Here is a 22,938-nt window from a genome sequence, read left to right on the forward strand (position 1 = left end):
CGAGAAGAGCGAACGTGGGAATATTATATATTGATGCATGCGCGCAACAGAGGGTCAGCTCTCCCCGCGACCCAGCAGCTCTCTCAGCTGGGCTTTGTGTACTTTTCCGATCGCTGTCCGGGGCAGCTCCGACAGGAGTCGGTACTCCTTGGGCGTCTTCAGCAGGCCGAGCTTCTCCCGGCAGTGCTCGTCGAGATCGGCGACCTCCAGCGAGGCACCCTGCCGCGCCACCACGAAGGCCACGGGGACCTCTCCCCATTGCGGGTCGGGCCGGCCCACGATGGCGGCCTCGGCCACCGCCTGGTGCATCACGAGGACCCGTTCCACCTCGGCCGCGCCGATGTTCTCCCCACCCGAAATGATCACGTCTTTGAAGCGTCCGGTGATGAAGAGGTAACCCTCGGCGTCGAGGTAGCCCTCGTCACCGGTCAGGAAGAACCCTTCGTGCCTGCTCGCGGCCGTCGCCTCGGGGTCCCGCCAATACCCCTGGCTCAGCTTCGGCCCACCGATGGCCACCTGACCGCGCTCGCCCGGCGCGACGGGCCGCCCCTCCGGATCGAGGACCCGTACGGTCGACTCCGCGACCGCGAGCCCCACACTCGTCGGGCGCATTCCCGCCTGCGACTGCGGAAGCACGGTGTCCCCCGTGCTCGTCTCGGTCAGTCCGTAGACATTGGCGTACCACGTGTTCGGGAAGACCGTCGCGATCCGCTCCATCAGTTCCCTCGGAGTCGGCTCGCCGCCGCCGATCATCAGCCGGGGACCCTCACCGAGGACGACGCCCCCGGCCTGTCGAGCCGCCTCGAGTACTCTGCGGATCATCACCGGTGCGAGCCAGACGTGGGTCACGCCGTCGTTGCGCAGGTGGTCCAGCACCCGGTCGGCGTCGAACCTGCGCAGCAGACGCACGGAACCGCCGACGTACGCCGCGTTCGTCAGCGTGACGTCCAGCGCGGCGATATGGAAGAGCGGCCCCGCGACCAGACCATGGTCGCGAAAGCTCAGACCGAACTCACGTGCCTGCGCGGCACACTTGACGAGGATGTTGCGGTTCGTCAGGGCGACGCCCTTCGGCCGACTGGTCGTGCCGGACGTGTACATGATCCGGCAGACGTCGTCGAGCCCCACCTCCACCGGTGCCGCGGGCGCGAGATCGCCGAGCCCGGACTCGGCCGCGGGCCGGAGCTCGGCGACCGCCGGCGATCCGGGGTGGCCGGCCACGGCCCGGCCCGCGAGCCCCTCGAACTCGGGGGCCACCACGAGTAGGTGGCTTTCGCTGTGCCCGATCAGGTAGGCGATCTCGTCGGCGGACAGCCGATGGTTCAGCGGGACCCCCACCGCGCCCAGATGATGGCAGGCCAGAAGGGTCTCGACGAGCGCGACGCTGTTCCGGGCCAGCAGCGCCACCCGGGAACCCGGCTCGACTCCACGGTGGACAAGCCATGTGGCACGCCGGGCGAGCCGGCGGGACATCTCCGCATAGGTCGCTTCCTCCGTGTCGTCGCGCACAAAGAGGGCGTCGGGTCTGCGCGCCGCGTGGTAGGCAACCATCTCGGACCAGGTGCGCATTGCTCGTCCTTCCGGCAGAGGAAACGGGTCAAGTCGCAGGGAATATAGGGTTCTTCGGGCCGCCATCGGGAGACTCCGGAAGTCTTGAACTCCTCGAATATTTAATATACGGTCCGCCGGACTCAAGAGCTCTTCCCTGTTCGACGACGCAGGCGGATGAGGCCCCATGAATCACACGGAGAACACCCCACCCGCAGACGGCAGTCTGCGTGATCACACGGGCGACGAACAACGCTCCCTCGCCGCGACAAGACGGAACGTCGCCTTCACCAGCATGATCGGGACTCTGGTCGAGTTCTACGACTTCGCCATCTACGGGGTGGCGGCGGCGCTGGTCTTCCCATCCGTCTTCTTCCCCGCTCTGAGTGCGACAGCGGGCGTCCTGGCGTCGTTCGCGACGTTCGGTGTCGCGTTCGTGGCACGACCCATCGGCGGCGCCCTCTTCGGCCACTTCGGAGACCGCCTCGGCCGCAAGAGGACACTGGTCACGACCCTGCTGATGATGGGGATAGCCACCGCGGGAGTCGGCTTGCTGCCGACGCCCGCGCTGATCGGTGCCGCCGCACCCGTCATTCTCGTCGCCCTGCGGATCGTGCAAGGGCTGGCGGCGGGCGGCGAGTGGGCCGGAGCCAACCTCTTCGTGACGGAGTACGCCCCGAAGGACAAGCGCGGATTCTGGGCCACATTCCCCCAGCTCGGCGCGACGCTGTCCTTCCCGCTCGCCAACGCGACATTCCTCGCCACGGGCCTTGGCATGGACAACGAGACCTTCACGAATTACGGCTGGCGCATCCCCTTCATCACGAGCGCCGTGCTGGTCGCGGTCGGCCTCTACGTCCGGCTCAAGATCGACGAGACTCCGGTCTTCCAGCAGGAACTGGCTCGCAACGGTGCGGCGCGCATGCCGTTCTTCGACGCCTTCCGGCACCAGGCGCGAGAGATCGTTCTCGCGGCCGGCGTCGGCCTCACGCCGTTCGCCTTCTTCTACGTCTCAGGCACCTACCTGACCAACTACGCGCACGGCGAGCTCGGCTTGTCCCGGACGTTCGTGCTCACAGCGGGAACGGTCAGCGGATTGATGCTGGCACTGGGAGGTCTGGTGGGCGCCGCCGTGTCCGATCGGTTCGGCCGCCGGGCGGTCATCGGAGGGGCGAGCGTCACCGCGGCCGTCTGGGCACTCGCCCTCTTCCCGGTCCTCTCCCACGCTTCCGGTCTCACGTTCACGCTCGCGCTGTGCGTCACGATGCTCCTCAGCGGCATCCAGTTCGCGCCGATGGGAGCCTTCCTGCCGGAGCAGTTCCACACCCGGTACCGCTACACCGCGTCAGCGGTCTCGTACAACCTGGGAACCGTCATCGGAGGTTCCGTCTCACCCCTGATCGCGCCCTCGATGACGAAGTCCTTCGGGGCGCCTGCGTTCGGGGTCTACCTGGCCGCACTGTGCCTCCTGGCAGCGATCTGCACCTTCCGGCTCCGCGAGACGCGAATGGTCGATCTCGATCGGCTCGATCTCGACCAGGCCAAGGCCGCACCGCAGGGTCACTGAGGAATGGGAACGTGGGTGGCGAGCAGCCTCACGCCCCTCTCGTTGCCGCCCGGAGTACTCAACCATATAAAATGCTAGATGCTGCAATGACGGCCGACGAGTAGACACACGGAGGCAGCGTGGCTGCGCAGGACCACCTCCATCACGAGCACATCGCGTTCCGCGGCGCACGAGGTGCGCGGGTGGTCGCCGACCGGTGGAGCCCGACAACCCCCGAACACGGGGTCGTCCTGCTCATGCACGGCGGCGGGCAGACCCGGCACTCATGGGCACGGACCGTACGGAAACTCGCCACGGACGGCTGGGTGGCCATCACCGTGGACGCACGCGGGCACGGCGACAGCGAATGGTCCGCCGATGGCGAGTACACCCTGGACGGCTTCGTAGCCGATCTGTACTCCGTCGTGGACACGCTCGACCGGCCACCCGTGGTGATAGGTGCGTCCCTGGGCGGACGAACCGCTCTCGTCGCAGAGGGCGAACGCCCTGGCACGACGGCCGGTCTGGTTCTGGTCGACATCGCACCCCGAGTCGACGCGGCCGGCCAGGCGAGGGTTCGCGCGTTCATGGCAAGCGCCCCGAACGGGTTCTCGTCACTGGCGGAGGTCGCCGAGGCGGTCAACGCCTACAGCCCCCGTCGCCGCACCTCACGCAACTTGGAAGGGCTCAAGAAGAACGTGCGGCAGCACGCCGACGGGCGCTGGTACTGGCATTGGGACCCGCGGTTCCTCGAGTCCAGCACGGACGAACGGAACTTCGCCGTCGGCAGGCTGCGCCGAGCGGCGAGCAACGTGACCGTGCCGACCATGCTGGTACGCGGCGACCACTCGGACATGGTCACCGCCGAGGCCGCGAACGAACTGCTCGAACTCGTACCCTCGGCGCGCCTGGTCGAGGTCGCGGCGGGCCATATGATCACGGGCGACGACAACGACGTGTTCACCTCCCACCTCCGCGGCTTTCTCACCGAGCGCGTCCAGCACGCCGACGGCGTCTGAGCGGCGGGCGGGGGCATCTGGCACAGAGTCCCCCGCCCGTCCGGCCTGAAGAGCGCGATCCCGCGCCCGCGCCTCTGGCCGCCCCGCCCTGCTACCCCGTGACCGAGTGCTCGGTAAAGGCGGACAGGCAACAGCGGCCGGTCTCATATCTGCCCGGCCGCCGTGACGTCGTGCCGATAGCGGTTCGTCAGCCCTGGTCAGCGGGCTTGACGGTGAGGTGCTCCTTGAAGAACGGGGTGGCCTCCTCGATGGCGCGGTCGACGTACTTCGGGACGTCGTAGAAGTCCATGTGGGTGCCGCCCTCGACGACCACGAGCTTCTTCGGGCTGGTCACGCTGCCGTGCAGCCTGGTGGTGTGCCACAGGGATCCGGCGTCGCCGCCGGCCACCATGAGAATCGGCTGGGTGAGCAGGTCCTCGACGAGGTGGAAGGCGTCGAACGCGACCATCTTCGAGATGCTCTTGGCGAAGAGCATCTTGTTCTGCGCGTTGGGGTGCTGGGCGCGCGGGGTGAGGTAGTAGTCGCCCGCCTCGACCAGGTCACGCGGGGTGTTCTCGTCGGGCTCGGGCGGGACGTACGGAGCGTAGGCGACTTCTGCGCCCCTGGCTTCGGCGGTCCGCTGCCGGGCGGCCGCGTCGAGCGTGGGTACGGCCGCCGAGTCGAGTTCGCTGCCGTACCAGCCCTGTCGGGCGCTGGCGCCGATGTTGACGGCGCTGACCGTGGTGACCGCTTTGATCCGGTGGTCGGTCATCGTGGCGTTGACGGCATAGCCGCCGCCGGCACAGATACCCAGGGCGCCGATCAGGTCCGCGTCGACGTAGTCCAGCGTCTGCACGTAGTCGACGGCCGCGCGCACGTCCTCGACCCGGGTGGCCGGGTCCTCCAGGAAGTGCGGTTCGCCGCCGCTGTCGCCCTGGTGGGAGGCGTCGAAGGCGAGCGTGACATAGCCCTGTTCGGCCATCTTGCTCGCGTACAGGCCCGCGGCCTGCTCCTTCACGCCGCCACCCGGGTGGACGACGACGATCGCTGCGTAGCTGCCCTGGGGGTCGAAGCCGGCGGGGAGGTAGAGGTTGCCCGCCATGGCGACCGGGCCGTTGGGGAAGGTCACGGGTTCCATCGTGTGCTCCTCATGTTCGGAGGGGTCAGGGGATGCGCAGGTGTGCGAGGTCGTCCCGGACGCGGGCGGGTTCGGCGTCGACGGGCAGGTTGGCTGTGTCCTCGACCGCGTCGAGGGCGCCGGGCGCGTCCGGGTCGCCGGTCACGATCTCGGTGCCCGGAGGCAGCGCTTCGAGTGCGTGCGCTTCGGAGCGGGCGAGTGCGACGGGCGTCAGGCCGTACGCGGCCGCCTGCGCGACGACGTGCCGCCCGGTGCGGCCGGTGACACCGACGACGAGCACGCGGTTGATGGTGGTCATGACACTCTCGGCTTTCGCCGCTGAATTCACTGGATATCCCCTCTCGACCACGACAGGGGTATTCATGTGTCGACGGCAACAACATCACGACTGACGGAATTCCGTCCCGGATTCGATATCCGGTGGCCGGATGCCCGGGGGAACCTCACAGGGTGGGGCTTATGCGGAGAGGTTCTCGCCGTTCCGGCGATCATCAGCAGCGGGCGGGTACCTCCCCGTCGCGGGCCTCATCGGTGCGTGCCGCCGCGCTGGCGTCGAGCATGCCGTGGAGCACGTCGGGGCTTTGCTTGCCGTCCACTCCATCGCGGAACATGCCGCCGAGGTCGACGGCGGAGACCGTGGCGACGGCCTTGATTCGGGCGTCGACAGGATCGCGGCCAGGTAAAGACCCCTGCTCGGGAAAGTGACCTGCGTTTTCATGATGGCGTGCTCGATTCCCTGCACGAATACTGGAAGTCGTGACTTCGAGAAACCGAAGATCCTCGCCCTGCCTGCTCTCCGGGATGCACTCCGGGTCACATCCAGCACTCTGGCACGCACTACACGCATCCACCAGGGGAGACCCCCATCCCGGGAGGGACTCGTCCAGGGACAAAAATCTCCCTCCCACCCGAGTTGCATCAAGACGGAGGACAGCGCGATCCACGCGGGCCGCTGCCACACTGAAACCATGAATACCGGCGCCGGCGACCGGAAAGAACTGGGCACCTTCCTCAAGGCGCGCCGGGCCGAGCTTGATCCCTTCCAGGTGGACCTGCCTGACACCGTGACCCCGCGCAAGGTGGCGGGCCTGCGCCGCGAGGAGGTCGCGAAGCTGGCGTCCATCAGCACCGACTACTACACGCGGGTCGAGCAGGGGCGCATGCAGGCGTCCGTTCCCGTCCTGCAGGCGCTCGCCCGGGCCCTGCGCCTCAACGACGACCAGCGCGCCTACCTCTTCGACCTCGCCGGCCGCCCGCCGGACGAACCGCCTGCCCCGTCACGCAGAGCCATCGCACCGCACACCCGCAGGCTGCTCGACCAGCTGACGGAATCTCCCGCCCTCGTGCTGTCCGACACGATGGACGTCCTTGCCTGGAACCGGCTCGCCGCAACCCTGCTCATCGACTTCGGGCAGGTCCCGGCCGAGGACCGCAACTACGTCTGGCTGCTCTTCAACGACCCCGCGCTGCGCGCGCTGTACGACGACTGGCACGCCGGCGCCCGCGCCTGCGTGGCCTACCTGCGCATGCACACCGCACGCCACCCGGACGACCCTGGCCTGCGCGACCTCCTTGCGCGAATGGACCCGCACGCCGACTTCCAGCGCTGGTGGCAGGCGCGCGAGGTCGCTGTGCAGGGCACGGGGAACAAGGTGTTCCACCACCCGGTGGCCGGCACCCTCGTCCTGGACTGGGACACTCTGACCAGTTCCACGGCCCCCGGCCAGCACATCGTGGTCTGGACCGCGCAGCCTGGCAGTCCCTCGGAACAGGGACTTCGCCGCCTGGCGGCCAACGCGGCCGCGCAGGGTTCGGATGAATGCCCCCGCCCTCCGGCACGTCTTTCGTAAAGGGCTCCGCCGGGTCGTCGGGAGTCGTGATCAGCGGTCAGCGGTCAGCGGTCAGCGGTCAGCGGTGAACGGTCAGTGGTCGACGACGATGACCGTGTCCTCGACGTCCGCCCGAGTGGTGCGGAACCGGTTGACCGGATGCTCGGTGTCGGCGTAGCCGAAGGAGACCGCACACACGATCAGCCGGTCCTGCGGAATCCGGAAGAACTCACGCACGTGGTCCGAGTGCATCGCGATCGCCGCCTGCGGAATCGTCGCGACGCCCAGCGACGTGGCGGCGTTGATGAGGTTCGCGACGTAACCGCCGCAGTCGACCGCCCCGTACACACCCTGATCCTGATCGGTGGTGATCACGGCGACATGCGGCGCACCGAAGAACTCGAAGTTCCTCAGCCGCTGCGCCTCACGGGCGTCCCAGTCCTCCCGCGCGATCCCCAGACTGGCGTACAGCGCGTAACCCGCCCCGCGCCGACGCTCCTTGTAGACACCGCGGTACTCCGCCGGCGTCTCCAGGTCGGGCGTCGGCTGATGGGTCTTCGCGTGGTCGGTCAGACTCGCCGCGAACCGTCCGGTCGCCTCGCCCTTCGTCAGATACACCTGCCACGGCTGGGTGTTGCACCAGGACGCCGTCCGCTGCGCGATCCCGAACATCTCCGCGATCACGTCGTCGGAAACCTCGTCCGGCAAAAACGCACGGCAGCTCCAGCGATCACCGAGCAGCCTCTTGAACCCGACGGGTGCAGCCGCCTCCGCGGACCCACCCCTCGGGCGGTCGGCCACGGAACGTACCTGCTCTTCGAGGGCTTCTGACGTGCTCACAAGGTTCCCTTCGGTTGCCGCAGTGCGGCGGCCTTTCTGTGCCGATCAGTCGTGGGGAGTCGTGTTTCGTTCACCGAGCTCCCCGGCGGGAGAGCCAGGACGGCCGGCATCAGCCGGCCATCCTGGTTCGGAGAGCGTGGCCGTCAGAACTCGATGACGGCCTTGCCCCGCACCTGCTTGTCGAACTCCTTGTACGCGGCGTCGGCGTCCTCGATGCTCCAGCGATCGGTGAACAGCTTGTCCACGTCGATGCCGTTCTTGGCCACGAACCTGGCGCAGTCGCCCAGCCCCACGTTGGAGAAGGTGTAGGAACCGATGAGCGAGATCTGCTTGATGATGATGTCGGGGGACACATCCAAAGTGATGTCGCCACCGAGCCCGACCAGCGCCACACGACCCCAAGGACCGAGAGATCGCGTCGCCGCGACCCGTGCCGCGGGAGCACCGGAACATTCGATGGAGACGGTCGCCCCCCTGCCGCCGGTGATCTCCCTGATAGCGGCTGTCGCGTCGGTGTCACTCGAGTCGACGACGTGGTGAGCCCCGAGTTCACGTGCCCGGGCGAGCCGGTCGGCGGCGATGTCGACCGCGATCACCTCGGCGCCCATGGCCGAGGCGAACTGGATGGCCGACTGGCCGATCGGCCCGAGCCCGAACACCGAAACGGTGTCCCGACCGGTCACGTCCGCACGCCTCAGCGCACCGAACGCCGTACCGGTACCGCAGGCGATGGCGGCGCCGGCCGAGAAGCTGATCTCCTCGGGCAGGCGGACGAGGGTCTCGGCGGGCGCGACCATGAAGTTCGCGTGGCCGCCGTGGGCGGTGGCGCCGTAGATGGTGGCCCCCTGGGGACACATCTGGCTCCATCCGGTGCGACACAGGTCGCAGTATCCGCATCCCTTGTAATGGAAGACCATGACCCGGTCCCCGACCTTGAAGCTCCGGGGATCGACGTTCGGGCCGAGCTCGGCCACCACGCCACAGGGCTCATGCCCTGCGATGATCGCGGGGACCTCCGCCATGCCCCGGGAGGCGAAGTCCTTGAACCCGAGGGCCTTCAGGGCGGCCTCGGGCGGGTCGCGGTAGAACTTGAGGTCGCTGCCGCACAGACCCGAGGCCTTGATCTCGATCACTACTTCACCAGGGCCGGGAGTCGGGTCCGGGAAGTCCCTGACCTCGAGCTCTCGATTCCCCTTGAACACCACGCCGCGCATCAGATGACTCCAGTCTCGCCGTCAGGCTGTGTTGCGGGCCGAGCAGCCGTCCGACGCGTCACCGCTTGGCCGCCGTCATCGTCGCCACGATCACGACCGGCTCGGTGGTCCGGTTGCTCCAGATGTGCTTGACACCCCGCGTGACGAACGTGTCGCCCTGCTTGAGGAGGGTCTCCCCCGTCTCGGTGACGGCGTGCAGCTCGCCCGAGATGACCGTGACGACGTCCACCGTGTCGGTGAGGTGCCAGACCCCGCCCGCCTCACTGGTGTCACCGTCGTGGGTGTCGCCCCCGCCGAAGGCGTCGAGCGACGCGGCGTAGTCGGCCGCGTCGAACTCGCTGTCCGGCGGGAAGCTCGCCAGCCGGACCACGAGGCCCTCCGGCGGCGGTGCGATGACCGCGTCCGCACCGAGCGTGTTGGGCCCGTCGACGCGCGAGGGGAGGCTGTCGAACTGCCACACATCCATGACCGTGAAGCCCGGCGCCGCCATCCGCGTCGGGGTCAGCTCGTCGGCTATGATCGCCGACTTGCCTTCGGCGTCGAGGCCGGACACCACACGTCGCGCCTGAGCCTTCAGGTGCTCTCCGCTCACTTCCCACTCCCTTGTGGTTCGGTGCTCTGCTGTTGTTATGTGGTTCGGTGCTCTGCTGCTGCCTTGCGGTTTGGTGCTTTTCTGCTGTCCGGCGACTTCACGCCGAGACATCGAGCCCTTGCGGCAGGCCGATGGACTTCAGCTCGACGTACGCGTCGAACCCCTCCAGCCCGGCCTCACGGCCGATACCGCTCGACTTGAACCCCCCGATGGGGGCGTGGAATCCGACCGGGCTGCCATTGACCTCGATGGTGCCGGTGCGGATGCGGCGCGCGAGCTTGACGCCACGTTCGGGGTCTGCCGTGAACACGGAGCCGTTCAGGCCGTAGGACGAGTTGTTGGCGATCGCCACGGCCTGGTCCTCGTCGTCGTAGGTCAGCACCGACACGACCGGACCGAAGATCTCCTCCTGGGCGATGGTCATCGACGGGTCGACACCGGCGAACACCGTGGGCTGCACGAAGAAGCCCTCCGAGAGGTTCGCGGGGCGCCCGTCACCCAGCACGACCCGAGCGCCCTGCGCACGGCCGGCCTCGATGTAGCCCTCCACGCGCTCCCGCTGGCGAGCGCTGACGAGCGGGCCGATCTGCGTGCTCGGGTCCTTGGGGTCACCCACCGGCATCGAGGAGACGACGGCCTCGAAGGCGTCGAGGAACTCGGCCTCCCGCGACCGGGGAACCACGATGCGGGTCTTGAGGCTGCACACCTGTCCGCTGTTACGGAACGACCCCACGCGCAGCGACTCGGCGGCGGCCGCGAAGTCGGCGTCGTCCAGGAGGATGGCGGCGGACTTCCCTCCCAGTTCCAGCGTCACCCGCTTCAGGTCGTTCCCGCACAGCGAGGCGACCCGGCGGCCGGCCGCGGTGGAACCGGTGAAGGTGACCTTGTCGACGCCGGGGTGGGTGACGAGGTACTCGCTCGCCTCCCGGTCAGCGGGGACGATGTTCACGACGCCGGCCGGAAGCCCCGCCTCCGCCAGGAGCTCGCCGAGCAGATAGGCGTCGAGCGGGGTGTCCGGGGCGGGCTTGAGCACCATCGTGCAACCGCTGAGCAGCGCAGGAGCCAGCTTGAGCATCGTGATGAGCAGGGGCGCGTTCCACGGAACCACCGCGGCGACGACTCCGACCGGCTCCCTCAGCACGAGCGCCCGCCCCGTCGCCGACTGCCGGACGTCGGTGAACGGGTACTGCGGAGCGAGTTCCAGGAAGCTGTCCAGCAGCACCTTGGGGCTGGCGGCCTGCATGGACCGCGACAGCGTGATCGGACAGCCCATCTCGTCCGTCACGAGCGAGGCGATGTCGTCCGTCCGCTCCCCCATCAACACGCTGAGCCGACGCAGGACCCGCATGCGCTCCTGCAGCGTGGTCCGTGACCATTCGCCTTGGTCGAACGCCTGCCGCGCGGCGGCCACGGCGCGGTCCATGTCCTCGGCGGAGCCCGCCGGCACGTTGGCGATCGGCTTCCCGGTGAAGGGGTTGATCACCTCGATCGTCTCGGTCGACCGCGGCTCGACCCACTCGCCCCCGATGAAGAACCGCGCGTAATTTCCTTGCCAGACCACAGCTTCGTCCTCCCGCCGAACGGCGACCCGGGTGTCTCCTCGCAGCCGCGCAGTTCGTAAGATGGCGCTACTTTATACAATATATTAAATGCGTCAACCCCTCTGTGGGCTGGGATTTCCCCACCGCCGACACAGCCGGGCGCCGACCTTGAAAGTCGGCACCCATGGGCAATCCGCACCGCTGACCGCCCAGTTCAGTGGGCGCGGAACTCGGCCAGGTCGGACCGGACCCGGGAAGGCTCGTCCTCCAGCGGCATGTTGGCCGTGTCCTCGACGGCGTCCAGTGCCCCGCCGGCATCCTCGACTGCCCGTCCGAACAGGGCGGCCCAGTCGCGGGTGACCCTGCCGGGTCCGGAGTACGCCTCGAAGGTCTTGCCGAGCGCGTCCTTCGTCAGCAACGCCTCCACCAGGAGGGTGGCGAGGACCTCGCGGCTGATGCCGCCTTCCCCGGTGTCGCCCTGCGCGATGGTGACGTGGTGGCCGGTCTCGCCGCCGTCCAGCCAGCCCGGACGCACGATGGTGTACGGGGCGCCGCTGAGCCGGACGACCCGCTCCGAGCGGCGCTTCCAGTCCAGGGCGTGGCCGCCCACGTTGAAATAGTGGTCGCGGCGGGTGACGAAGATCGAGGTCTGGAGCACGATCCGGGGCTTACGGTCGCCCAGGGCCCGCATGACGTTGACGACGCCGCCATAGTCGACGCGTCGCACGGAGTCGGCCCGGCTGTCGTTGTCGGAGCCGTGGACGAAGATGATGCCGTCGACGTCCCGGACCGCGCCGGCCAGGCTCGCGGTGTCTTCGAGGTCGCCGACGACAATCTCCGCGCCGGGCAGGACGTCGCGGGCGTGCTTCTCGTCGCGGGCGAGCGCGACGGGGGTGAGACCACGACCTGCGGCCGCGGCCATGACGTGGCGTCCGGTGCGTCCGGTGGCTCCGACGACGAGAACGCGGGTGGGAGTGGTGTCCATGAGCTGATCTCCTCTGCGAGCCTCCGGGCGGCGGGGCTGCCGTGCGCCTGCGGCCAGGAGGCGGTGGGGCTACTTCGGGGCGTACGGGTCCGCGCTCTCGGCACCGTCCGGCGTCGGTGCGCCCTGTTCCGTCGCGGCCCAGCTGGAGAGCAGCATGAGCGCTTCGTGTGAGGGTGAGCCGGGTTCGGCGGTGTAGCCGATGACCGTGAGGCCGGGGGCGCTGGCGACGTCGAGGGCCTCGAAGCGCAGGGTCATATCGCCCACCGCATGGTGGTGGAAGTCCTTGCTGCCGCTCTGGTGGGCCCGCACGTCATGGGCCGCCCACCGGGTCCGGAACTCGGCGCTGCGGGTTGCCAGTTCTCCGACGAGGCCGGTGACGGCCTTGGAGTAGGGCGACCGCGTGGCTTCGACACGCAGCAGTGCCACGGCGTCGTCGGCCGCCTTCTGCCAGGCGGGGAAGACCTCGTCGGCACGGGGGTTCAGGAAGATGAAGTGGGCGAGGTTCGGCGGCTCGGCCTGGTGCTCGAAGACCGGGCCGTACAGGGCCCGGCCCAGTGGATTGGCCGCCACTATGTCGAGGTGGGCGTTCTGCACGATGGTCGGCGCGGTGACCATCGTGTGGATGAGTGCCTGGACGCTCAGCGGTACCTGCCGGCGCGGGCTACGTGCCCGCCCCTGCCTTCTGCCCGCCTTGGCGGTGGCGGCGCGGGCAAGGTCGAACAGGTGGGTCGTCTCGACCTCGTCGAGTCGCAGGGCCGTGGTGATGGCGTGGAGGACTTCGTCGGAGACGCCGGCGACCTGGCCGCGCTCGATCTGGATGTAGTACTCGGCACTCACTCCGGCCAGGAACGCGACCTCCTCACGGCGCAGGCCGGGCACCCGGCGGCGTCCCGACGAGGGAAGTCCCACCTGGTCGGGGGTGATCTTCGCGCGCCGGGTAGTCAGGAAGTCTTTGATGTCCTTGGCGGTCTCCACGGTGTCCATGCTCCGAGGCTAGGTGCCTCCTGGAGCGCTATGGAGAGGCTGCCAGTACCCCCGATAAGCAGCGTCTCCCACCGGCGCGCGAAAGCCCGCAGTCTGAATGTCGTCGCCCGAACCAACCGGTCGAGCGCATCAGGACAGCACATGGAGCAGTCAGTGGAAGCCATCACGTTCCCCAACGGCCCGATCGACATGGCCGGCAACCTCTACCTCCCCGCCGGCTTCGACCCCGAGGGCAGCTACGCCGCGGTCGTCACCGTCCACCCCGGCGGTGGCGTGAAGGAGCAGGCGTCCGGCCTGTACGCGAGCAAGCTGGCCGCGCAGGGCTTCGTCGCGCTCGCCTTCGACGCCTCCTTCCAGGGCGACAGCGGCGGCGAGCCGCACCACCTGGAGGACCCCTACGCCCGCGTCGACGACGTACGCGCCGCGGTGGACTATCTCCAGTCCCTCCCCTACGTGGACGCGGAGCGCATCGGCGCGCTGGGCATCTGCGCCGGTGGCGGCTACGCCGTGAACGCCGCGATGACGGACTACCGCATCAAGGCCGTCACCACGGCCAGCGGCCTGAACATCGGCACGTCCTTCCGCCGGAACTGGTACGGCACCGACTCCGACGCGGCCGCCGTGCCCACGCTCCAGGCCCTCGCCCAGCAGCGCACCGCCGAAGCGCAGGGCGCCGAGGTCGCCTACCTCCCCTACGTGCCGGCCGAGCCGGACGAGACCACCCCCCGTGACCTGGTGGAGGCGCACGACTACTACCTCACCCCGCGCGCCCAGCACCCCAACGCCAAGAACAAGTTCCTCTTCACCAAGAGCGTCTCGCGGATCTTCACCTTCGACGCCTTCCACATGGTCGAGGACCTGCTCACCCAGCCCATCCTGATCGTGGCCGGCAGCGAGGCCGGCTCGCTGTGGATGTCCACCGAGCTGCACGGCCGCGCCCGCAGCCCCAAGAAGCTCGTGGTCGTCGAAGGCGGCGCCCACATGGACTTCTACGACGTCCCGAAGTACGTCGACCGCGCCATCGAGGAGGCCACCCCCTTCTTCCGCGAGCACCTCACCGTCAAGCCCGCCGACGCGAGCTGAGCTTCCCGGCGTCGGTCCGGGCTCCCCTCCCCTGGCCGACGCCCCCGGCGACCCCGCCGCTCCCCGGAACGGCGGGTCTCCCCCTCCGGCCACCGTCGTCGGGCACCCACGATCGATGGCACGACCCGCGTCGACCTCTACGACGACGAGTACGTCAGCCGGGCCGTGGATCGGCTGACCGATTTCTTCGGCGAGCATCTCTCCAAGGCCTGACCGGAACACCCGGCCACAGGCCGGACAAAATCTCCAGCGGCGTGGTGGCTGAGCGGCCTCCCACGCCGCTGGGCGTCTCGACGGGGCCTCTACGCGGACTGCCGGTTGCCGGTGATCAGGCGCCGTGCGGCTCCGGCGGCTTTGCGTTCGATGTCCTCAGCGGTGCGCTGGTGTTGTGCGTATGCGCCGAGGTTGTAGAGGGCGGCGTAGCCGTGGGCGAGGGCGACGACCTGGTCGTACAGGTCGAAGACGTCCTCGTAGGTGCTGCCGGCGGAGGCTGCGGTGACCAGTTCGATCTGCAGGTCGGTGAGTTTGCGGGTGTGTTCGTGCAGGTCCGCGTACTTGGGGTCCTGGAGGCCGTCGAGGAAGACGATGTCCAGGCCGACGCGGTGGTCGATGACGTAGCGGGTGTAGGCGCCGACGGCCGCGGCCAGGCGTTCGACCGGGTCGCCTCCGGCCCTGTCGGCCACGTCCTGGACCCGCTCGGCGAGCTCCTGGGCGATGCGGGCGGCGACCGCGGCGAGCAGGCTCTCCCGGTCCGGGAAGTGGCGGTACGGAGATGCCGAGCTGACTCCCAGGCGGCGCGCGAGCTTGGCGACCGAGAACCCGGCGAGGCCGTCCGCCGCCAGCAGGCTCATCGCCTCCTGCACCAGTGCCGCACGCAGACCGCCGTGATGGTAGGGCCGAGCGCCCGCGGCCGAGTCCCTCGTCACCATTCGCCTCCCTGGTTTGACTCCATGCTAGCGCCCTCTTACATTGATGCGAGAGCCTACTTACATTGGGTGCCCGGACTCGGTTCCGCCATCGACGGCGATGTTGCCGCACCTTCTCCTGACACCTCGTACTGACGGGAACATCCATCCATGTCCTTGGACTCGTACACCACTCTCGGGAACTCGGGCCTGCGGGTCAGCCCCTTCTCCCTCGGCACCATGACCTTCGGCGAGGACTGGGGATGGGGGACGAGCGTCGCCGACGCGGAGGCCATCCTCGCCCGCTACATCGAGGAGGGCGGCAACTTCGTCGACACCGCCAACGTGTACACGTACGGCCACTCCGAGAAGATCATCGGTGACTACGTCGCCGGCCGGAGCGGGCTGCGTGACCGCCTGGTGCTCGCCACCAAGTTCTTCTGCAACCTGTACCGCAACGACCCGAACGGCGGCGGCGCGAGCCGCAAGGCGATCATCGCCCAGGCCGAGCAGTCCCTGCGCCGCATGAACACCGACTACATCGACCTGTACTGGCTGCACAACTTCGACGCGTTCACGCCGGTCGAGGAGACCATGCGGGCCCTCGACGACCTCGTCACCTCCGGCAAGGTCCGCTACATCGGCTTCTCCGACACCCCGGCCTGGGCGACCGCCCAGGCGCACACCATCGCCCAGTTCCGCGGCTGGGCCCCGCTCGTCGCCCTGCAGCTCAACTACTCGCTCCTCGAGCGCACCGTCGAGGGCGAACTCATGCCGATGGCACAGCAGCTCGGCATGGGCGTCACCCCGTGGAGCCCGCTGGCCGGCGGTGCCCTGTCCGGCAAGTACACCCGGCAGGACGTCGGCAAGACCGACGCCGACCGCGGCTGGATGGTGTCCGGCTACCTGGCCGACAAGACCTTCGACATCGTGGACGAACTGCGCAAGATCGCGGCCGAGTTGAACACCACGCCCGCCGCGGTGGCGCTGGCCTGGGTGCAGGGACGCCCCGGCGTCACCTCGACGATCATCGGCGCACGCCGGCTCTCGCAGCTCGAGGACAACCTGAAGGCCCTCGATCTGCAGCTGGCGCCCGAGCACATCGCCGCGCTCGACGGCCTCTCCACGCCCACGCTCAACTTCCCCGCCCACATCAACGGTCAGTCGGCGGCGAACCTCGCACACGCCGGCGCCACCGTGAACGGCCAGGCGACGGAGCCGATCTACTTCGCCCCGGAGACCGACGCCCAGCGCTACTGAGCCCGGGTGCCGCACGGAGCGGCGCCGGCGCGGTGAACAGAAGAACGGTGTCGGTGCCGCCCTAGGGCGGCACCGACACCGTTCTTCTGTGTATCCCTCAGGCCTCGTTGCCGGCGACCTGGATGTGGAAGTTGAAATCGGTGTGTCCGAGCTTCTGCAGTATCCGCAGCCAGATCGGCGCCAGCATCTCGGTGTAACGGGCGGAGATGATGTCGCCCAGGTCGATGACGCTGTCCTGCGGCCAGCCGAAGGAGTGGAGCAGTTCGGTCACGCTCTTCTTGGCGTCGGCGTCGTCGCCGCAGATGAACACGTCGTGCGGACCCGGAACACGCGACGGGTCGACCATGACCTTGCAGTTCATGGTGTTGAGGGCCTTGACGACCTTGAGATCAGGGAACGCTCGCTGGATCTGCTCGCCGAGGCTGTCGGTGTTGCCCGGGTTGAGCACGGGTCCCTGGCTGATGTCGATCGGGTCGGAGATGTCGACGAGCACCTTCCCGGCCAGGTTCTCGGCGCCCGCGGCCTCGAGGGCCACCAGACTGGTGGTGCCGGCGGTGGCGTTGACGACGGCCTCACCGAAGGCCGCGGCCTCGGCGAAGGCCGCAAGACCCACTTGCGGGTGGGCGGTCCGCCACTCGGCGAACGGCGGGTTCCCTATCCTGTCCGGCTCGGTGCGGGCCAGGGTGTCCTGCGGGTCTCGAGTGCCGACGACGACCTCGTGCCCGAGGGACACGAGCCTGGCAGCGATGGTCCGGCCGGCATTGCCGGTACCGAGAACGGCATGACGCATGGGGTGACTCCGATCTGGGATGGTGACGCGGGTACGCCGACGGCGTCGAGAAGGAGGTCGCCTTCTCGACGCCGTCGCACCGTCAATGGCGTTGTGGACGAGGCCTGCGCGTCAGTGGCTGGTGGTGCGGGGGCCGTTGTACCGGTCGTCGCTGACCGGCTCGTTCCACTCGGTCTCCGGGCTGCCGTCGCCCTTGCCCTCCCACATGGCGATGTGCTCCATGAAGCGGTCGGGGGTGGCGCCGTGCCAGTGCTCCTCGCCGGGCGGGCAGGTGACGGTCTCGCCCGGGTGGGCCTCGAAGACCGTGCCGTCACGGGTGCCGATCAGTGCGACGCCGGATACGACGTGCAGGGTCTGGCCCACCCCATGGGAGTGCCAGTTCGTGCGCGCACCCGGGGCGAAGCGGACCAGGTTGGCCCGCATCCGGGACGGCTCCTGGCCGGCGTGGATGACGTCCCACCACACGTCGCCGGTGAACCAGTCCGCCGGCGCTTTGCTCGTGGCCTGCCGCTGAACGAATTCCATGGTGTCCTCGCTGGAAAGTGTGTCGTGTCCGGTCAGGCGGCGTCGGTGTGAGCCAGGTCCATACCCAGCTCACGCGAGGCCTCGGCCTGCGCCAGCAGTTCCCTGGCCTTGACCGCGACGGCCTCGATGGCATCCGAGCCGGCGACGAACCGCAGCGGCGGCTCCTCCAGATCCACGACCTTCAGCAGGGCGTCCGCGAGCTTGACGGGGTCACCGGGCTGCCGGCCGTTCATACGCGCACGGCCCTCCTGCATGGCCGCCGAACGCTCCGCGTAGTCGTCGATGGACAGTTCCGCGACGTTGGAGGAGGCGTCCGTCAACAGCTCGGTGCGGAAGTAGCCCGGCTCGACGACCGTGGTACGGATACCGAACGGCTCCAAGTCGAAGCGCAGGGCCTCCATCCAGCCCTCCAGTCCGAACTTCGAGGTGGCGTATGCGGTGGTGCCGGGCAGGCCGACCACACCGGCCAGGGAGGAGATCGAGACGACGTGTCCGGAGCGCCGGCGCCGCATGACCGGCAGAACCGCTCGCGTGACGTTCATCGGGCCGAACAGGTTCGTCTCCAGCTGAGCCCGCATCTGCGCGTCGGAGATCGTCTCGAAGAACCCGCCGTAGGTGTTCGCGGCATTGTTGATCAGGACGTCGATGCGGCCGAAGCGGTCGACGGTTGCCTCGACCGCCTTCTCGGCGTCGCCCGGGTCGGTGACGTCCAAGGCGACCGCCAGGAGGTTGTCCTGCTCACCGCCGAGGGCTTCGAGGACCTTCTCGGGGCGGCGGCCGGTGGCCACCACCTGGTGGCCGGCCTCGAGTGCCCGGCGGGCGAAGTCCGCGCCCATACCGCGACCGGCACCGGTGATGATGAAAACCTTGCTCATGGGGGATGTCGCTCCAGAAGACGCGAAGTGGTTCAGGCGGCCGGGCCGGGCCGCGTGGTTCGGTCCGGCCCGGCCGCCCGTGGTGACGACCGACGCTCAGATGGTGGAGTTGTCGATCACGAACCGGTAGCGCACATCACTACGCACGACGCGGTCGTAGGCCTCGTTGATCTCTTCGGCACTGATGATCTCGACGTCGGCGCCGACCCCGTGCTCCGCAGCGAAGTCGAGCATCTCCTGGGTCTCGGGGATGCCGCCGATGCCGGAGCTGGCGATCGACTTACGGCCCATCATGAGCGAGCCGATGTTCGCCGAGACGGGCTTCTCCGGGATGCCGAGGTAGACCATGGTGCCGTCGGTACGCAGCAGGGACAGATAGGCGTCGCCGTCCAGGGACGCCGAGACCGTGTTCAGGATGAGGTCGAAGGTGCCGGCCAGTTCCTCGAAGGTCTTCGGGTCGCTGGTGGCGTAGTAGAGGTCGGCGCCGAGCTTGAGGCCGTCGTCCTTCTTGCGCAGGGACTGCGAGAGGACCGTGACCTCGGCGCCGAGCGCGTGGGCGAACTTGACTCCGAGGTGTCCGAGGCCGCCCAGGCCGACGACGGCGACCTTCTTGCCGGGGCCGGCGTTCCAGTGGCGCAGCGGGGAGTAGGTGGTGATGCCCGCGCACAGCAGCGGGGCGGCCTGCTCCAGGGACAGGCCGTCGGGGATGCGCAGGACGAAGTGCTCGTCGACGACGATGTGGGTGGAGTAGCCGCCCTGCGTGGGCGCGCCGTCCGTGTACCTCTCGGTGTCGGCGTAGGTGGCGACGAGGCCGCCGCCCGTGCAGTACACCTCGAGCCCGTTCCGGCAGTTCTCGCACTTCCGGCAGGAGTCGACCATGCAGCCGACGCCCACGCGGTCGCCGGCCTTGTACTTCGTCACGCCGGGACCGACCTCGGTGACCACACCGGCGATCTCGTGGCCGGGTACGAGGGGGAAGCCGCCCCGGCCCCATTCGTCGCGGGCGTTGTGGATGTCGGTGTGGCAGATGCCGACGTACTTGATCTCGATCAGCACGTCGTTCTCACCGACGGGGCGACGCTCGATGGTCGTGCGCTCGAGCGGCGCTCCGGCGGAGGGGGCGGCATACGCGGATACGGCAGTCATGATGAATGGTCCTTGTGTGGGGGGATGGGTCGAGTCGAGCGGCACGGCCGTGGCGGTGACCGCGTCAACGGTCGATGACCGCCATGCCGATCTCGTCGTGGCGGTCGCCGACTGCCGGGGTGAGGCTGTCCAGTCGTGCGATCTGCTCCGCGGTCAGCTCGATGCCGTCGGCGGCGCTGTTCTCCTCCACACGGGAGACACGCTTGGTGCCCGGAATCGGGGCGATGTCGTCGCCCTGGGCGAGAAGCCAGGCCAGCGCGATCTGCGCCGGGGTGGCGTCCGCCTCGGCCGCGACCGCCTCGACCTCGTCGACGATCCGCAGGTTGCGCTGGAGGTTCTCGCCGATGAAGCGGGGGTTGCCCTGACGCCAGTCGTCGGCCGCGAGCTGGTCCATGGAGCGGATCTGGCCGGTGAGGAAGCCGTGACCCAGCGGCGAGTACGGCACCAGACCGATACCCAGCTCCCGCAGCACGAGCAGCAGCTCCGCCTCCACATCACGGGTCCACAGGGAGTACTCCGTCTGCAGAGCCGCCACCGGATGCACGGCGTGGGCGCGGCGGATCGTCGCCGGAGAAGCCTCGGACAGACCGATGTGCCGGACCTTGCCCTGGGCCACCAGCTCGGCCAACGCCCCCACGGTCTCCTCGATGGGCGTGCTCGGGTCGACGCGGTGCTGGTAGTACAGATCGATGTAGTCGGTACCCAGCCGCTTCAAAGAGCCCTCGACGGCGACGCGGATGCTGGCCGGGCTGCTGTCCAGCCCCACACCCTCACGACCACTGTGGGAGATACCGCCGCCGAACTTCGTCGCCAGCACCACCTGGTCCCGGCGCCCCTTCACGGCCCGGCCCACGAGCTCCTCGTTGGTGAAGGGGCCGTACACCTCGGCGGTGTCGATGTGGGTGACGCCGAGCTCCAGCGCCCGGTGGATGGTGCGGACGGATTCGGCGTCGTCACTGCCCGCGCCGGTGTAGTAGGCGGACATCGACATGGCGCCCAGACCGATGCGGGAGACCTCGAGTCCGCCGAGAGAAACGTGCTTCATGCGAAAGTGGTTCCGTTCTCCGAATATGTACAGAGAAATTCCTGCCTCTATGGAGAATCGCATGCCGGAAGGCGGCTTTGCAGGGTATGAATCTGTACCCCCCAGCGGAGCGGCCCCGGCTTGGTGGCGGCAGTAGCCTGACTCGCATGAGCAGGGACGTGAACCGCAGCGAACTGGGACAATTCCTCAAGGCCCGGCGTGCCGAGCTGAGCCCCGCGGCCATGGGACTGTCGGAGACCGGGGCGCTACGGCGGGTTCCCGGCCTGCGCCGTGAAGAGGTGGCCCAGCTGGCTTCGATCAGCGCTCAGTACTACACCCGCCTCGAACAGGGTCGTCTCCAGGCATCCGCACCGGTACTGACCATCTTGGCGAGGGTTCTGCGCCTGGACGACGACCAGCGCGACTACCTGTTCGAATTGGCGGGCAAGGAGAGCGCACGCCCCCGCCGACAGAAGGGGCAGCAGGTCCGGCCGCCGCTGCAGCGCCTTCTCGACTCCCTCACCGACATTCCCGCCATGGTGCTCGGCCGCCGCATGGATATTCTCGCCTGGAATCCCCTCGCGGCCGCCCTGCTCACGGATTTCTCCCGAATACCGCAGGAGCGGCGGAATTACGTGCGGCTGGTTTTCGCCGATCCCACGGTGCGAGACCGGTACCTGGACTGGGAAACCACCGCCCGGGACTGCGTCGCCTTCCTGCGCATGGAAGCCGCGCGGAATCCGGACGACCCGCGTCTCACCGCGCTCGTCGGGGAGCTGTCCGTCCAGGACCCGCACTTCCGTCAGTGGTGGGCCGGTCACCACGTGGCTCACAGGGCCTTCGGCACCAAGACGATGCGTCACCCTGTGGCCGGTGAGCTCACCCTCGACTGGGAGAGTCTCGGCTCAGCCGCCGATTCCGACCAGCAGCTGACCGTGTGGACGGCCGAACCCGGGACGCCTTCGGCCGAGGGACTGCGCTTCCTCGCCTCCTGGGCCGCCACGGAGCAGACCGCTTCGTGGCAGACCGACAAGGCTTGAGGATTTCGAGGGCCGGCCGTTCCGGGCCGGGCAGGCACACCGCACCCGGTGCCGCCGACCCCGGTGCGCGTGGGGGGGGCCGGGTTTCCTACCCCGGAACCCCCATGGCGTGGCAGAGGTCGTCGCGGTTGAGTCGAAGAAGCCCTGCCAGAGCGGGAGTTCAGTTCCCTGCGGTTTCCGGCGTCTGCCGCAACCTCCGCCGGACGAACGGCGCCTGACGGGCCATTCCCCCCCTGGACCCAGGAGCTTTTGTTCATGTCGACGATCACGCCAGAGGGAATCATCTCCAACCTGGCCCGCGCGCTCGCGTTCTCCGCTCGCACCCCCATCCTGCGGCGTCCCGCCGAGTACGGGATGGCCTACGAGGGTGTCCGTTTCCCGGCTGCGGACGGTACGACGCTGGAGGGCTGGTTCATCCCGGCCGACTCCGACAAGCTCGTCATCGCCAACCACCCCATGCCCGCCAACCGCTACCCCGGGCACCTGCCGGAGTTCAGCAATCCCTCGGTCGACTTCGAGGTCAACTTCCTTCCCGACTACAAGAACCTGCACGACGCGGGCTACAACGTGCTGGCCTACGACCTGCGCAACCACGGGCGCAGCGACGCGGCCAGCGTTGGCGTCTGCGGTCTCGGGTGGCTCGAGTACCGCGACGTCATCGGATCCCTGCGCTACGGCCGCGAACGCCTGGGCATAGCATCTCCGGCGTGATGGGAACACTGCGCATCCGCCGGCCGGTGGCGTGGTAGGCGGCGTTCGCGATGGCTGAGGCCACGCCGATCGACGCGATCTCGCCGACTCCCTTTGTCCCCAGCGGATTGACATGCGGGTCGTCGTCGACGACGAAGATCGCCTACAGCTCACCGATGTCCGCGTGGCAAAGGATCAGATGGTCCGCAAGGCTGCCGTTGACGACATGGCCGTCCCGGGGGTCGACCGCGGTGTGCTCCAGCAGGGCCATTCCGATGCCCATCACCACCGGCATGCCGAACCGCTGGTCGCCCGGTCCCGGCAGTACGGCGTGCGACGCGGCGTACGCAACGCCTTCGCGTATCGGCGGGAGATCACGGCGCCG

The 22,938-nt window shown here is 68.7% G+C and carries 23 protein-coding genes; 7 read left to right on the forward strand and 16 right to left on the reverse strand.

The features are described from left to right. Positions 1–54: 54 nt before the first annotated feature. Positions 55–1,569 (reverse strand): class I adenylate-forming enzyme family protein, encoded by a 1,515-nt coding sequence (locus tag ACSYGO_RS06120; RefSeq protein ID WP_460386022.1) that lies wholly within the window; start codon positions 1,567–1,569, stop codon positions 55–57. Between the two features lie 166 nt (positions 1,570–1,735). Here ACSYGO_RS06120 and ACSYGO_RS06125 point away from each other — a divergent pair, with 166 nt between their 5' ends. Beyond that, on the forward strand, positions 1,736–3,115 hold the full coding sequence (locus tag ACSYGO_RS06125; protein ID WP_460386023.1) for an MFS transporter: 1,380 nt from the start codon (positions 1,736–1,738) through the stop codon (positions 3,113–3,115). Positions 3,116–3,234: 119 nt separating this feature from the next. Beyond that, positions 3,235–4,113 carry an alpha/beta fold hydrolase gene (locus ACSYGO_RS06130; protein WP_435222903.1) on the forward strand — a complete coding sequence of 293 codons (879 nt, stop codon included), beginning with the start codon at positions 3,235–3,237 and terminating at the stop codon, positions 4,111–4,113. Positions 4,114–4,300: 187 nt separating this feature from the next. On the opposite strand, the gene ACSYGO_RS06135 is transcribed toward ACSYGO_RS06130, so the two are convergent. Beyond that, positions 4,301–5,230, reverse strand: a complete 930-nt coding sequence (locus tag ACSYGO_RS06135) for an alpha/beta hydrolase (protein ID WP_460386024.1) — start codon at positions 5,228–5,230, stop codon at positions 4,301–4,303. Between the two features lie 25 nt (positions 5,231–5,255). Next, complete coding sequence (locus ACSYGO_RS06140) at positions 5,256–5,528, reverse strand: NAD(P)H-binding protein (protein WP_460386025.1); 273 nt, start codon at positions 5,526–5,528, stop codon at positions 5,256–5,258. A gap of 670 nt (positions 5,529–6,198) precedes the next feature. Between ACSYGO_RS06140 and ACSYGO_RS06145 the strand changes: the two genes are divergently transcribed. Then, a complete protein-coding gene (locus ACSYGO_RS06145) occupies positions 6,199–7,080 on the forward strand; it encodes a helix-turn-helix domain-containing protein (protein WP_460386026.1) in 882 nt (293 codons plus the stop codon). A 72-nt stretch (positions 7,081–7,152) separates the two neighbouring features. Here ACSYGO_RS06145 and ACSYGO_RS06150 read toward each other — a convergent pair whose 3' ends face one another. From ACSYGO_RS06150 to ACSYGO_RS06175, 6 genes are all read right to left on the reverse strand, one after another. Then, a complete protein-coding gene (locus tag ACSYGO_RS06150) occupies positions 7,153–7,899 on the reverse strand; it encodes a nitroreductase (RefSeq protein ID WP_460386027.1) in 747 nt (248 codons plus the stop codon). 143 nt (positions 7,900–8,042) lie between these two features. After that, positions 8,043–9,113 (reverse strand): zinc-dependent alcohol dehydrogenase family protein, encoded by a 1,071-nt coding sequence (locus ACSYGO_RS06155; protein ID WP_426682719.1) that lies wholly within the window; start codon positions 9,111–9,113, stop codon positions 8,043–8,045. A gap of 58 nt (positions 9,114–9,171) precedes the next feature. Continuing rightward, a complete protein-coding gene (locus ACSYGO_RS06160; protein ID WP_345650985.1) occupies positions 9,172–9,705 on the reverse strand; it encodes a cupin domain-containing protein in 534 nt (177 codons plus the stop codon). Positions 9,706–9,802: 97 nt separating this feature from the next. Continuing rightward, on the reverse strand, positions 9,803–11,266 hold the full coding sequence (locus tag ACSYGO_RS06165; protein ID WP_460386028.1) for an aldehyde dehydrogenase: 1,464 nt from the start codon (positions 11,264–11,266) through the stop codon (positions 9,803–9,805). A gap of 194 nt (positions 11,267–11,460) precedes the next feature. Then, on the reverse strand, positions 11,461–12,231 hold the full coding sequence (locus tag ACSYGO_RS06170; RefSeq protein ID WP_460386029.1) for an SDR family oxidoreductase: 771 nt from the start codon (positions 12,229–12,231) through the stop codon (positions 11,461–11,463). A 69-nt stretch (positions 12,232–12,300) separates the two neighbouring features. Beyond that, entirely contained in the window at positions 12,301–13,215 is a 915-nt protein-coding gene (locus ACSYGO_RS06175; RefSeq protein WP_460386031.1) for a helix-turn-helix domain-containing protein, read from the reverse strand. 141 nt (positions 13,216–13,356) lie between these two features. Between ACSYGO_RS06175 and ACSYGO_RS06180 the strand changes: the two genes are divergently transcribed. After that, positions 13,357–14,298 carry an alpha/beta hydrolase gene (locus ACSYGO_RS06180; RefSeq protein ID WP_435222887.1) on the forward strand — a complete coding sequence of 314 codons (942 nt, stop codon included), beginning with the start codon at positions 13,357–13,359 and terminating at the stop codon, positions 14,296–14,298. A gap of 302 nt (positions 14,299–14,600) precedes the next feature. On the opposite strand, the gene ACSYGO_RS06185 is transcribed toward ACSYGO_RS06180, so the two are convergent. Continuing rightward, positions 14,601–15,227: a TetR/AcrR family transcriptional regulator gene (locus tag ACSYGO_RS06185; RefSeq protein WP_460386032.1), complete on the reverse strand. Its 627-nt coding sequence runs from the start codon at positions 15,225–15,227 to the stop codon at positions 14,601–14,603. A gap of 147 nt (positions 15,228–15,374) precedes the next feature. Here ACSYGO_RS06185 and ACSYGO_RS06190 point away from each other — a divergent pair, with 147 nt between their 5' ends. Continuing rightward, on the forward strand, positions 15,375–16,463 hold the full coding sequence (locus tag ACSYGO_RS06190) for an aldo/keto reductase (protein ID WP_435222883.1): 1,089 nt from the start codon (positions 15,375–15,377) through the stop codon (positions 16,461–16,463). 97 nt (positions 16,464–16,560) lie between these two features. Here ACSYGO_RS06190 and ACSYGO_RS06195 read toward each other — a convergent pair whose 3' ends face one another. The 5 genes from ACSYGO_RS06195 to ACSYGO_RS06215 form a co-directional block, all read right to left on the reverse strand. Beyond that, entirely contained in the window at positions 16,561–17,253 is a 693-nt protein-coding gene (locus ACSYGO_RS06195; protein WP_460386033.1) for an NADPH-dependent F420 reductase, read from the reverse strand. 111 nt (positions 17,254–17,364) lie between these two features. After that, positions 17,365–17,778 (reverse strand): (R)-mandelonitrile lyase, encoded by a 414-nt coding sequence (locus ACSYGO_RS06200; protein WP_460386034.1) that lies wholly within the window; start codon positions 17,776–17,778, stop codon positions 17,365–17,367. Positions 17,779–17,810: 32 nt separating this feature from the next. Next, positions 17,811–18,653 (reverse strand): SDR family NAD(P)-dependent oxidoreductase, encoded by an 843-nt coding sequence (locus tag ACSYGO_RS06205; protein WP_460386035.1) that lies wholly within the window; start codon positions 18,651–18,653, stop codon positions 17,811–17,813. Positions 18,654–18,749: 96 nt separating this feature from the next. Beyond that, on the reverse strand, positions 18,750–19,799 hold the full coding sequence (locus ACSYGO_RS06210) for an NAD(P)-dependent alcohol dehydrogenase (RefSeq protein ID WP_460386036.1): 1,050 nt from the start codon (positions 19,797–19,799) through the stop codon (positions 18,750–18,752). 64 nt (positions 19,800–19,863) lie between these two features. Further along, entirely contained in the window at positions 19,864–20,844 is a 981-nt protein-coding gene (locus tag ACSYGO_RS06215) for an aldo/keto reductase (RefSeq protein WP_460386037.1), read from the reverse strand. A 146-nt stretch (positions 20,845–20,990) separates the two neighbouring features. Between ACSYGO_RS06215 and ACSYGO_RS06220 the strand changes: the two genes are divergently transcribed. Next, positions 20,991–21,863, forward strand: coding sequence for a helix-turn-helix domain-containing protein (locus ACSYGO_RS06220; RefSeq protein WP_460386038.1), 873 nt, complete (start codon positions 20,991–20,993; stop codon positions 21,861–21,863). Positions 21,864–22,118: 255 nt separating this feature from the next. Beyond that, complete coding sequence (locus ACSYGO_RS06225; RefSeq protein ID WP_460386039.1) at positions 22,119–22,574, forward strand: alpha/beta hydrolase family protein; 456 nt, start codon at positions 22,119–22,121, stop codon at positions 22,572–22,574. 142 nt (positions 22,575–22,716) lie between these two features. Here the strand turns inward: ACSYGO_RS06225 and ACSYGO_RS06230 are convergent, their stop codons facing one another. Next, positions 22,717–22,848: a hypothetical protein gene (locus ACSYGO_RS06230; RefSeq protein WP_460386040.1), complete on the reverse strand. Its 132-nt coding sequence runs from the start codon at positions 22,846–22,848 to the stop codon at positions 22,717–22,719. Positions 22,849–22,938: the final 90 nt, after the last annotated feature.

It is taken from the genome of Streptomyces krungchingensis (assembly GCF_054729265.1).

Excerpts from the sequence above, each read along its gene's own strand:
- ACSYGO_RS06135 (WP_460386024.1), bottom strand. The coding sequence starts at position 5,230 with ATGGAACCCGTGACCTTCCCCAACGGCCCGGTCGCCATGGCGGGCAAC.
- ACSYGO_RS06220 (WP_460386038.1), top strand. The coding sequence starts at position 20,991 with ATGAGCAGGGACGTGAACCGCAGCGAACTGGGACAATTCCTCAAGGCC.
- ACSYGO_RS06170 (WP_460386029.1), bottom strand. The coding sequence starts at position 12,231 with ATGGACACCACTCCCACCCGCGTTCTCGTCGTCGGAGCCACCGGACGC.
- ACSYGO_RS06175 (WP_460386031.1), bottom strand. The coding sequence starts at position 13,215 with ATGGACACCGTGGAGACCGCCAAGGACATCAAAGACTTCCTGACTACC.
- ACSYGO_RS06185 (WP_460386032.1), bottom strand. The coding sequence starts at position 15,227 with ATGGTGACGAGGGACTCGGCCGCGGGCGCTCGGCCCTACCATCACGGC.
- ACSYGO_RS06190 (WP_435222883.1), top strand. The coding sequence starts at position 15,375 with ATGTCCTTGGACTCGTACACCACTCTCGGGAACTCGGGCCTGCGGGTC.
- ACSYGO_RS06210 (WP_460386036.1), bottom strand. The coding sequence starts at position 19,799 with ATGACTGCCGTATCCGCGTATGCCGCCCCCTCCGCCGGAGCGCCGCTC.
- ACSYGO_RS06230 (WP_460386040.1), bottom strand. The coding sequence starts at position 22,848 with ATGCCGGTGGTGATGGGCATCGGAATGGCCCTGCTGGAGCACACCGCG.
- ACSYGO_RS06200 (WP_460386034.1), bottom strand. The coding sequence starts at position 17,778 with ATGGAATTCGTTCAGCGGCAGGCCACGAGCAAAGCGCCGGCGGACTGG.
- ACSYGO_RS06180 (WP_435222887.1), top strand. The coding sequence starts at position 13,357 with ATGGAGCAGTCAGTGGAAGCCATCACGTTCCCCAACGGCCCGATCGAC.
- ACSYGO_RS06120 (WP_460386022.1), bottom strand. The coding sequence starts at position 1,569 with ATGCGCACCTGGTCCGAGATGGTTGCCTACCACGCGGCGCGCAGACCC.
- ACSYGO_RS06145 (WP_460386026.1), top strand. The coding sequence starts at position 6,199 with ATGAATACCGGCGCCGGCGACCGGAAAGAACTGGGCACCTTCCTCAAG.
- ACSYGO_RS06225 (WP_460386039.1), top strand. The coding sequence starts at position 22,119 with ATGTCGACGATCACGCCAGAGGGAATCATCTCCAACCTGGCCCGCGCG.
- ACSYGO_RS06215 (WP_460386037.1), bottom strand. The coding sequence starts at position 20,844 with ATGAAGCACGTTTCTCTCGGCGGACTCGAGGTCTCCCGCATCGGTCTG.
- ACSYGO_RS06155 (WP_426682719.1), bottom strand. The coding sequence starts at position 9,113 with ATGCGCGGCGTGGTGTTCAAGGGGAATCGAGAGCTCGAGGTCAGGGAC.
- ACSYGO_RS06140 (WP_460386025.1), bottom strand. The coding sequence starts at position 5,528 with ATGACCACCATCAACCGCGTGCTCGTCGTCGGTGTCACCGGCCGCACC.
- ACSYGO_RS06125 (WP_460386023.1), top strand. The coding sequence starts at position 1,736 with ATGAATCACACGGAGAACACCCCACCCGCAGACGGCAGTCTGCGTGAT.
- ACSYGO_RS06205 (WP_460386035.1), bottom strand. The coding sequence starts at position 18,653 with ATGAGCAAGGTTTTCATCATCACCGGTGCCGGTCGCGGTATGGGCGCG.
- ACSYGO_RS06195 (WP_460386033.1), bottom strand. The coding sequence starts at position 17,253 with ATGCGTCATGCCGTTCTCGGTACCGGCAATGCCGGCCGGACCATCGCT.